The sequence below is a fragment of the Sulfuricurvum sp. genome, assembly GCF_028688295.1.
In the GTDB taxonomy this organism is placed as follows: domain Bacteria; phylum Campylobacterota; class Campylobacteria; order Campylobacterales; family Sulfurimonadaceae; genus Sulfuricurvum.
Genome location: NZ_JAQTYM010000065.1, coordinates 1 through 8,255 on the forward strand (window position 1 = coordinate 1; position 8,255 = coordinate 8,255).

At 41.6% G+C, this 8,255-nt stretch carries 10 protein-coding genes and 1 pseudogene; 9 read left to right on the forward strand and 2 right to left on the reverse strand.

Annotated elements, in window-relative coordinates:
- Positions 1-365: pseudogene (locus tag PHR02_RS11020) on the reverse strand (DUF3373 domain-containing protein); the annotation flags it as partial.
- A 224-nt stretch (positions 366-589) separates the two neighbouring features.
- Between PHR02_RS11020 and PHR02_RS11025 the strand changes: the two are divergent.
- The 5 genes from PHR02_RS11025 (at position 590) to fliR (ending at position 4,086) form a co-directional block, all read left to right on the forward strand.
- Positions 590-712: a hypothetical protein gene (locus PHR02_RS11025; RefSeq protein ID WP_299992082.1), complete on the forward strand. Its 123-nt coding sequence runs from the start codon at positions 590-592 to the stop codon at positions 710-712.
- Positions 706-1,485 (forward strand): 30S ribosomal protein S2, encoded by a 780-nt coding sequence (gene rpsB / locus PHR02_RS11030; protein ID WP_299992083.1) that lies wholly within the window; start codon positions 706-708, stop codon positions 1,483-1,485. Before PHR02_RS11025 ends, rpsB begins: the two co-directional genes overlap by 7 nt.
- 2 nt (positions 1,486-1,487) lie before the next feature.
- On the forward strand, positions 1,488-2,555 hold the full coding sequence (tsf, locus tag PHR02_RS11035; protein ID WP_299992085.1) for a translation elongation factor Ts: 1,068 nt from the start codon (positions 1,488-1,490) through the stop codon (positions 2,553-2,555).
- A 121-nt stretch (positions 2,556-2,676) separates the two neighbouring features.
- Positions 2,677-3,318, forward strand: coding sequence for an ABC transporter ATP-binding protein (locus PHR02_RS11040; protein WP_299992087.1), 642 nt, complete (start codon positions 2,677-2,679; stop codon positions 3,316-3,318).
- Between the two features lie 3 nt (positions 3,319-3,321).
- The gene (gene fliR / locus PHR02_RS11045; protein ID WP_299992089.1) at positions 3,322-4,086 is read left to right on the forward strand and encodes a flagellar biosynthetic protein FliR; all 765 of its coding nucleotides are present in this window, start codon (positions 3,322-3,324) and stop codon (positions 4,084-4,086) included.
- On the opposite strand, the gene PHR02_RS11050 is transcribed toward fliR, so the two are convergent.
- Complete coding sequence (locus tag PHR02_RS11050; protein WP_299992091.1) at positions 4,078-4,554, reverse strand: hypothetical protein; 477 nt, start codon at positions 4,552-4,554, stop codon at positions 4,078-4,080. The genes fliR and PHR02_RS11050 overlap by 9 nt on opposite strands.
- 77 nt (positions 4,555-4,631) lie before the next feature.
- Here PHR02_RS11050 and PHR02_RS11055 point away from each other — a divergent pair, with 77 nt between their 5' ends.
- The 4 genes from PHR02_RS11055 to argS form a co-directional block, all read left to right on the forward strand.
- Positions 4,632-6,050, forward strand: coding sequence for a hypothetical protein (locus PHR02_RS11055; RefSeq protein ID WP_299992092.1), 1,419 nt, complete (start codon positions 4,632-4,634; stop codon positions 6,048-6,050).
- Positions 6,047-6,667, forward strand: coding sequence for a guanylate kinase (gene gmk, locus PHR02_RS11060; protein WP_299992093.1), 621 nt, complete (start codon positions 6,047-6,049; stop codon positions 6,665-6,667). Before PHR02_RS11055 ends, gmk begins: the two co-directional genes overlap by 4 nt.
- Before the next feature lie 72 nt (positions 6,668-6,739).
- A complete protein-coding gene (locus tag PHR02_RS11065; protein WP_299992095.1) occupies positions 6,740-6,985 on the forward strand; it encodes a twin-arginine translocase TatA/TatE family subunit in 246 nt (81 codons plus the stop codon).
- Positions 6,986-6,987: 2 nt separating this feature from the next.
- Positions 6,988-8,255: arginine--tRNA ligase (gene argS, locus PHR02_RS11070; RefSeq protein ID WP_299992096.1), on the forward strand; the 1,268-nt coding region annotated here is incomplete at its 3' end.

Genomic DNA, 8,255 nt, shown 5'->3' on the forward strand with positions numbered 1-8,255 from the left:
TCTTGTTTGCTACCATCTGCCATTTTGTATTGGAGGTTATCCACACTGGTCCGGAAATCAACACCGAATTTTAGGTTATTCCCATTGGTTTTTTTGTTTAAATCGTCGAGTTGATCTTGGATCTCTTCAAGAGTTTCATTGAGTTTTCCACTACTTGCAACCTCTTTTTTACTCTCACTTGCTGAGGGTGTTGAGAGTTGTGTACTTAATTTAGAGTTTTCCGCTTTAATGGCGTTGAGTTCAGCTTTTAGTGAAGCCATCTCTTTTTCCATCTTTTCAAATCGTTCGATTAGTGTGTCGTTTGCAAATGCACTTGTTGTGAGCAGTGCGGCAGCGACTACAGAACCTAATATCCGTTGAGTCATCATTTCTCCTTATTTTAATGCCTGTGCATTAGTCGTAAATCATATTAGCAAAAATTATATAAAAGTAATTTGAAAAATTTCAATTTTACGTGATAAAAACGTGACAGAATGGATAAAATTAAGTACAGCTAAATTTAAGTGCTATTTCAGTATAATCCGCCCGATTTTCTCTCTTATATATTGACACAAATGGGTTTTACCCGGATGAGCATTCACTATGTATCATGGAAAAAATTCGCAAGCGATCACGCGGTTCTCGTGCACCCGATGCATCATCGGCTCTGTTAGCATTCGCCCAAGATAACGAAGAACAAACTATTTTTACACAGGAGTTATCACCATGGTAACAATGAAAGACCTTTTAGAATGCGGTGTTCACTTCGGTCACCAAACACGTCGTTGGAATCCGAAAATGAAAAAATACATTTTCGGTGTTCGTAAAAACATTTACATCATCGATCTTCAAAAAACATTGCGTTTTTTCCGTGCTGCGTATCAGCAAGTAGTTGATGCTGCGGCTGAGGGTAAAACGGTTCTTTTCGTAGGAACAAAAAAACAAGCTCGCGTTGCAATCCGTGATGCAGCTGAAAAATGTGGCATGCCATACGTTGATAACCGCTGGTTGGGTGGAATGTTGACCAACTTCCCAACAATCCAAAAATCAATCCGTAAACTTGATATCATCGAAGAGATGCAAGCAAACGGCCAAATCAACCTTTTGACTAAAAAAGAAGCGTTGATGATGAATCGCCAAAAAGAAAAATTGATTGCATACCTCGGTGGTATCCGTCATATGAAAACTTTGCCAGATTTAATGTTCGTTATCGATGCGGTAAAAGAACATATCGCGGTTCAAGAAGCTCGTAACCTCGGTATTCGTGTTGTTGCACCACTTGATACTAACTGTGATCCGGATGTTATCGACATTCCAATCCCTGGAAATGACGATGCGATCCGTTCTATCCAACTTTTCTGTAAAGAAATGGCAGAAGCGATCAACGAAGGTAAAGCACTTGCAAACGGCGGAAACGACGAAGCGGTAGCAGACGAAGAAGTTGCAGCAGAAGTTGCAGTTGAAGCGGCTGTCGAAGAAGTAGCAGTAGTAGCAGAGGAAGCGTAATCATGGCAGAAGTTACAGCAGCGATGGTAAAAGACCTCCGCGCGGCGACTGATGCGCCGATGATGGATTGTAAAAAAGCCCTCACTGAGTGTGATGGCGACATGGAAAAAGCAAAAGAATTTTTGCGTGACCGTGGTATGGCGCAAACTGCTAAAAAAGCGGATCGCGTAGCAGCTGAGGGACTTTTGGGTCTTAAAGTTTCCGATACATATACATCAGCGTCTTTGGTAGAAGTTAACTCTGAAACCGATTTCGTTGCTAAAAACGACGGTTTCATCAATCTCGTCGGAAACACAGCGGCACACGTATTTACGACGGGTGTGAGCAGTGTTGAAGAGTTGAACGAAACTGCATACGAAACCGCTACCTTTACAGAGTATTTTACCTCTCAAGTAGCTCGTATCGGTGAAAAAATCGTAGTACGTCGTTTTGCAACCCTCAATGCAGGTGCAAACGGATGTGTTAACGGTTACGTTCACTCAAACGGACGTGTCGGTGTTCTCGTAGCAGCAACGTGTTCTGATGCGAAAGTAGCCGAAGCACTTGCTCCGATGCTTAAAAACGTTGCAATGCACGCTGCAGCAATGAAACCAACGACATTGACTTCTAAAGATTTCGATCCTGCATTCGTAGAAGCGGAAACTATCGGTCGTATCGAAGCGATCAAAACAGAGAACGAAGAGTTAGCGCGTTTGAAAAAACCGTTGAAAAACGTTCCACAATACATCTCAGCATCACAATTAACTCCTGAAGTTATGGCTGCGGCTGAAGAAGCGATCAAAGCGAAATTGCTCGCTGATGGCAAACCGGAAAAAATCTGGGCAAACATTATCCCAGGATCATTGGCTCGCTTCGTAGCGGACAACACAACTTTGGATAAAGAGCTTGCACTTTTGGATCAAAACTACGTTATGGATGATTCTATGACGGTTGCCGAAGCGATTACTAAAGAGGCTGCTAAACACGGCGGTACTGCTGAAATCGTCGAATTCGTTAAATACGAAGTCGGAGAAGGCTTAGAGAAAAAAGTTGACAACTTCGCAGAAGAAGTCGCTGCTCAAATGGCGTAAGGGGTAACCCTTAGATCCTGAATCAAGTTCAGGATGACGATAAAAATTTCGTCATTGCGGACTTGATCCGCAATCTGCTCTTTTTCCCCTTTATTAATCTAATTTCCTTTATAATTCCTCTATGACATTACTAAACGCAACCTCTTTATCACACCATTTTGATTACCCTCTTTTTGAGGATGTAAATCTCACACTCAAAGCCGGTGAATCAATGGCGATTGTTGGCGTTAGCGGCAGTGGAAAATCGACACTGATGCATATCCTCTCCTCTTTGCTTCGCCCTAATAGCGGGAAAGTTGAGTTATTTGGAAACGATATTTATGAGATGGATGAGAAAGCGATGGTTGCATTACGACGCGACGATTTAGGGATGATTTACCAAAGTCACTATCTTTTTAAAGGCTTCAGCGCCTATGAAAATCTCGAAGTCGCAGCGATTTTGGCCCGTCAGTCGATCGACTCAGGGTTATTAGAACGTTTAGGAATTGATAAAGTGGTACAACAAAAAGTGACGGAACTCTCAGGTGGTCAGCAACAGCGGGTATCGATTGCGCGGGTTCTTTCCAAAAAACCGAGATTAATTTTTGCCGATGAACCGACGGGAAATCTAGATCACGCTACAGCACTCGAAGTGATGGATATTTTTGAGAATTATCTAAGAGATAACAGTGCCGGAATGGTTTTAGTGACACATGATGAGTCCTTAGCGGCACGTTGCAATTACATCTATCGTATGCAAAACGGCAGTTTGAAAGCGAGCTGATAGATGGAGTGGGCAGAGCTGTTTAGTGAAGGGCGTACGGTCGCTTTTTTACTGCTCTTTACCCGTTTTACTGCACTTTTTATGGCAGTTCCGATCTTTTCACACATGAATATACCTATGTCGGTAAAAGCGGCCATGGCCTTTTTTTTTACTATCTTTTTTTTCGGAGCAGTACCGCCGCTTAACATTCCTACTGACGCTCTTAGTTTGACGGTAGCCATTTTGGGTGAGATGCTTTTTGGTTTGGCAGTGGGAATTGTTTTGCAACTAGCCTATCATGTTATCACATTTGCTGGGGGACAAATCTCATTTATGATGGGGTTTTCTCTCGCATCGGCGATCGATCCTCAATCGGGTGTATCGATGCCGATTATCAGTCAGTTTTTAGCGTTGCTAGCATTGATGATATTGCTGGTTTTTGATCTTCATCACTGGATATTACTGTACGCATCTGCATCAATTGCATCGGTTCCGTTGGGGGGATTTATGATGACACCCTCTTTGTTCCAATACATTATGCACGCTATGACCAACATGTTTGTTGTCGGGTTTATGATCGCTTTTCCCATTACAGCGTTGGCAATGCTCGCGGATATCATTTTTGGAATGTTGATGAAAACCATGCCGCAATTTAACCTTTTGGTTATTGGGATGCCGATTAAAATAGCGATATCGTTTGTGGTACTTATGGTCACATTAGGTGCGACATTGCTAATTGTTACGACGCAAACCCAAGATGCCTACAATTTTCTCGGGAAACTATTTTAAGTAAAAAGCTGAATTTTGAAGAATAGGGGCGATTGATTCTCGAAGGGCACTGATTTGTTCATAATCATCGCTACAGTGTCCCCTCATATATTTGGAAGAAAAGATTTCCTCATCTAATGAACCTTCTATTGTACATAAATAGCGCTCATCGACTATGATAATGGTATGCGTAAAGGGACGTGAAGAGATCTTAAGATCGACGTGCTCATATTGTACAATTGAGCGCGAAGCTGTTGTAATTGTATGAACAATTAGCGTGAGCGATGTTCCGCGTTTAACTTGTTTTAGAATCTCTTTCTCCACTAAATGATGATTAAAAGAAGGGGTAAGAATTAAAATGCGTTTGCTCTGTTTAAATTGTTTGGCAAGTTGATCAATAAATCGGGTGTGCTGATTTGGTAGCTGGTAGATAGTATCTTCACCAAAAAGGGGAATAATTAGAAAAAGAAGCCAAAGAAATTTTATCATTTAATTTTTTTTTAGTTACAATGATACCATGAAGCCTTTGATAGAACAAGGGGATGAAAAGAGGGGTAGCAGAGCGCATGAAGATTTTGCTTTTTAATGATAACCCGGTGGTCCGAAAATTGGTGGCTCTGAGTGCACAAAAAACCAAAGATGAGTTAAGTGTCATTTGGTCTGTTGATGAAGTTGAAGAGAGCGAATACGATTTATTGATTGTTGATGATGCACTTTATAGCGATGATATGTTTGAATCGCTGAAAGAACATATTACCTATAAAAGTACTTTATTAATGGCAACACGTGGTCAAGCAGTTCCGGCTGGATTTGATCAGGTAATCAATAAACCGTTTCTACCTACGGATCTTGTTGATATGTTTATTCAAATTGAGAAAAAAGTGCTTATGTCACCTGTCGCAGCTCCTAAAGTGGTGAAATTAGAAGAAGAGGCCGTAGCTCAAGAGCCTTTTTATGCGATTAATCTTGAAAATGAGTTGCCTAATTTGGAGACGATTCCTAATGAATTTGAATCGTTTGATTTGGATGAAATGGATGATGATCAGATTGATTTTGGTGAGAATGTAAGCGATGATTTTAGCCTCGATGGGTTAGATGATGTTGAGACAAGCCCTTCTCAAACAACGATTTTAGATAAAGAAGAAGTGCAAGAAGTTCAAAATCTTTTGGATGACACTGAAGGTGATGATTGGAATAGTGAAGATGAAATCATTCTTAAAGAGATTGATGAACTCGATATCGGAGATGATGAATTTAATACACTGGTAGATGATACAGTTGATGAAGTGAACGAGACATTGGAAGATGACCTTTTATCGGATGATACGTTGTTGGATGGATCAGAACTCTCTGGCTTAAATGAAGAGCTTTTGGATGAGGATGAATTCGGATTAGAGGATAATTTTGATCCAATCTCTTTAGCATCTTCGGAAGTGGAAGAAACAGATTTCGCAGATGAAATACTCCTCCCTTCATTGGAAGATGATCTTCTTTTGGATGATGATGAATTGGGTGATCTTGAATTGCAAATTGAAGATGCTGTAAGCGGATTAGAAGCCCAAGAGTTAGAGCAAGAACTTGAACTCGAGGATATGGAACTTGATTTTGAGGATACGGTATTGGAAAACTTCGATCTCACTGAAGCGATTGAAGCTTCTGTTGAGGTAGACGGGCTTGATGAATTTGCTATGCTTAATGAACGTGACCTTAAGCTGGCAATTGGTGAAGAGGTTGAAGAGGAACCGGAAATTAAGGATGAGGGTAGTGTTGTAGAAAATGACTTTTTCGATGACTCAGAAGAAGAGGTAGAAACTCAAGAACCTCTACAAAAAGCAGAAGATCAGTATCAACCTCTCTCAGCGTCACATGCTGAAGGGGTTGAAGCGTTGCAAGCACTATTAAAAGCCCTTTCAAATGAAGAGGTTACTAAGTCGCTCAAAGGGCTAAATATCAGTATCAACATTAATTTTGGAAATGATGCATGAATCGACGAAATGGAGCAATACTTGTTTTATCCGGACCAAGCGGTGCGGGTAAAAGCTCATTAATCACTAAAATCACGGATCAAATCGGTCCCACCTATTTTTCAATTTCAACAACCACGCGCACGATTCGTTCAGGTGAAGTTGATGGTGTTCATTATCATTTTGTGAGCGTTGATGAATTTAAAAATGATATCGATCAAGAGATGTTTTTAGAATACGCGGTAGTTCATGGCAATTATTATGGAACATCACTGGGACCGGTAAAAAAAGCCTTGAAAGAGGGAAAACTGGTTATTTTTGACATTGATGTTCAAGGGCACGACGCGGTACAAAACCGCCTTGGTGACATAACGACCTCAGTATTTATTACGACACCGACACTTGAAGAGTTAAAAAAGCGACTCCATAACCGATTGACGGATAGTGAAGAGGTGATATCGGGTCGAATTGAAATGGCTAAACGGGAAGTTCAGCGTATCAGCGAATATGATTTTTTAGTGGTCAATGACAACCTCCAAGAGGCCGCTGAGATTTTAGTTTCGATTGCGAAAGCAGCACGAATGAAGATACCAACGTTACAAATCAACGAATTTGTCCAAACATGGGAAGTGTCATAGTAAAAACTTTGATGTATTCATCGAAATACGTTATACTTCCCCACTTAATTTTCTACAGAAGGGACTCTAATCATGAGTATGCCAAGCGGAACTGAATTATTATTAATTTTTGGGATTGTTATTTTGTTATTCGGTGCGAAAAAAATTCCTGATCTTGCCAAAGGTATTGGACAAGGGATCCGTAATTTCAAAAAAGAGATGAAAGATGATGATGCTGAAGCAACTGTATCTACTTCCGTAACACCTGATGCTCCAAAACAAGTTGATACTGTAGCGTCTACACCAGTAGAAGCTCCTAAAACTACTACACAAGCGTAACATTGAAGCAGCGAGTCTCTGCGCTGTTGCGCGATAAATTCAATTGTGATGTTATCCTCGAAAAACCAAAAGATCGCTCTTTTGGTCACTTCGCTACCCCTATTGCTTTTTCCCTTGCAAAAGAACTTCGAAAGTCACCTATAGCCATTGCTGAAGAGATCGCAACATCGTTTAATGAGAGCGAAATGTTTGGCGCTGTTGAGTCGGTTAAAGGGTATATTAACTTTCGTCTCTCCGAATCATTTTTGGACGAGTACGCTTCATGGGCATTAAACCATGCAGAAGCGTTCGGAAGCAGTGATAAAAATGGCTCTATCCTCCTCGAATTTGTCAGTGCGAATCCTACAGGGCCTCTCCATATCGGGCATGCTCGCGGAGCGGTGTATGGCGATACGATGCTCCGTCTCGGACGTCATTTAGGTTACGATATCACAGCAGAGTATTACGTCAACGACGCGGGTAATCAAATTGATTTGCTAGGCGTCTCTTTACAGCTCGAAGGGCGTAGCTCTCTTCTGGGAGAAGCGGTAGAATGGCCTGAAAAATATTATCGCGGAGAATACCTCAGTGACTTAGCTCGTGAGGTTGTAGAGCTTTTCGGCGAAGATGCACTTCGTGATGAGAGCCGTCAAAAAGAGTTGGCACTCTGGGCAAAAGATAAAATTTTAACCCTTATCGTTGAAGATTTGGCTGCGATCAATGTCCATTTTGATACCTTCGTCGGTGAAGCATCCCTCTACGATGAGTGGGATCGCGTTATGGCGAAAATGGGTGAGGGTGTTTACACTAATGAGGGGAAAACCTTTATCCGATCTTCTGAGTACGGTGACGACCATGACCGTGTAGTGGTACGTGAAGACGGACGTCCAACCTACCTCGCGGGAGATATTATCTATCATAACCAAAAGTTTGAGCGTGGATATGAGGATTACATCAATATCTGGGGAGCGGATCACCACGGCTATATCGCCCGTGTGAAAGCGGCGGTGAACTTTTTAGGGTACGACTCAGAGAAACTTGAAGTACTCCTCTCTCAAATGGTAAGTCTCCTCAAAGACGGAGAGCCGTTTAAGATGTCTAAACGTGCAGGTACCGTTATTTTGATGAGTGATGTCGTCGAAGAGATCGGTGCGGAAGCATTGCGCTTTATGTTCGCCTCTAAAAAGTGCGATACGGCACTTGAGTTTGATATCGAAGAGCTAAAACGTCAAGACAGTTCCAACCCGATCTATTACATTCAATACGCGCATGCCCGTATCCAGACCTTGAT

Bases quoted from the DNA above. Each gene is read 5' to 3' on its own strand.
- PHR02_RS11055 (WP_299992092.1), top strand. From the start codon at position 4,632: ATGAAGATTTTGCTTTTTAATGATAACCCGGTGGTCCGAAAATTGGTG.
- PHR02_RS11065 (WP_299992095.1), top strand. From the start codon at position 6,740: ATGAGTATGCCAAGCGGAACTGAATTATTATTAATTTTTGGGATTGTT.
- gmk (WP_299992093.1), top strand. From the start codon at position 6,047: ATGAATCGACGAAATGGAGCAATACTTGTTTTATCCGGACCAAGCGGT.
- tsf (WP_299992085.1), top strand. From the start codon at position 1,488: ATGGCAGAAGTTACAGCAGCGATGGTAAAAGACCTCCGCGCGGCGACT.
- fliR (WP_299992089.1), top strand. From the start codon at position 3,322: ATGGAGTGGGCAGAGCTGTTTAGTGAAGGGCGTACGGTCGCTTTTTTA.
- rpsB (WP_299992083.1), top strand. From the start codon at position 706: ATGGTAACAATGAAAGACCTTTTAGAATGCGGTGTTCACTTCGGTCAC.
- PHR02_RS11050 (WP_299992091.1), bottom strand. From the start codon at position 4,554: ATGATAAAATTTCTTTGGCTTCTTTTTCTAATTATTCCCCTTTTTGGT.
- PHR02_RS11040 (WP_299992087.1), top strand. From the start codon at position 2,677: ATGACATTACTAAACGCAACCTCTTTATCACACCATTTTGATTACCCT.
- PHR02_RS11025 (WP_299992082.1), top strand. From the start codon at position 590: ATGGAAAAAATTCGCAAGCGATCACGCGGTTCTCGTGCACCCGATGCA.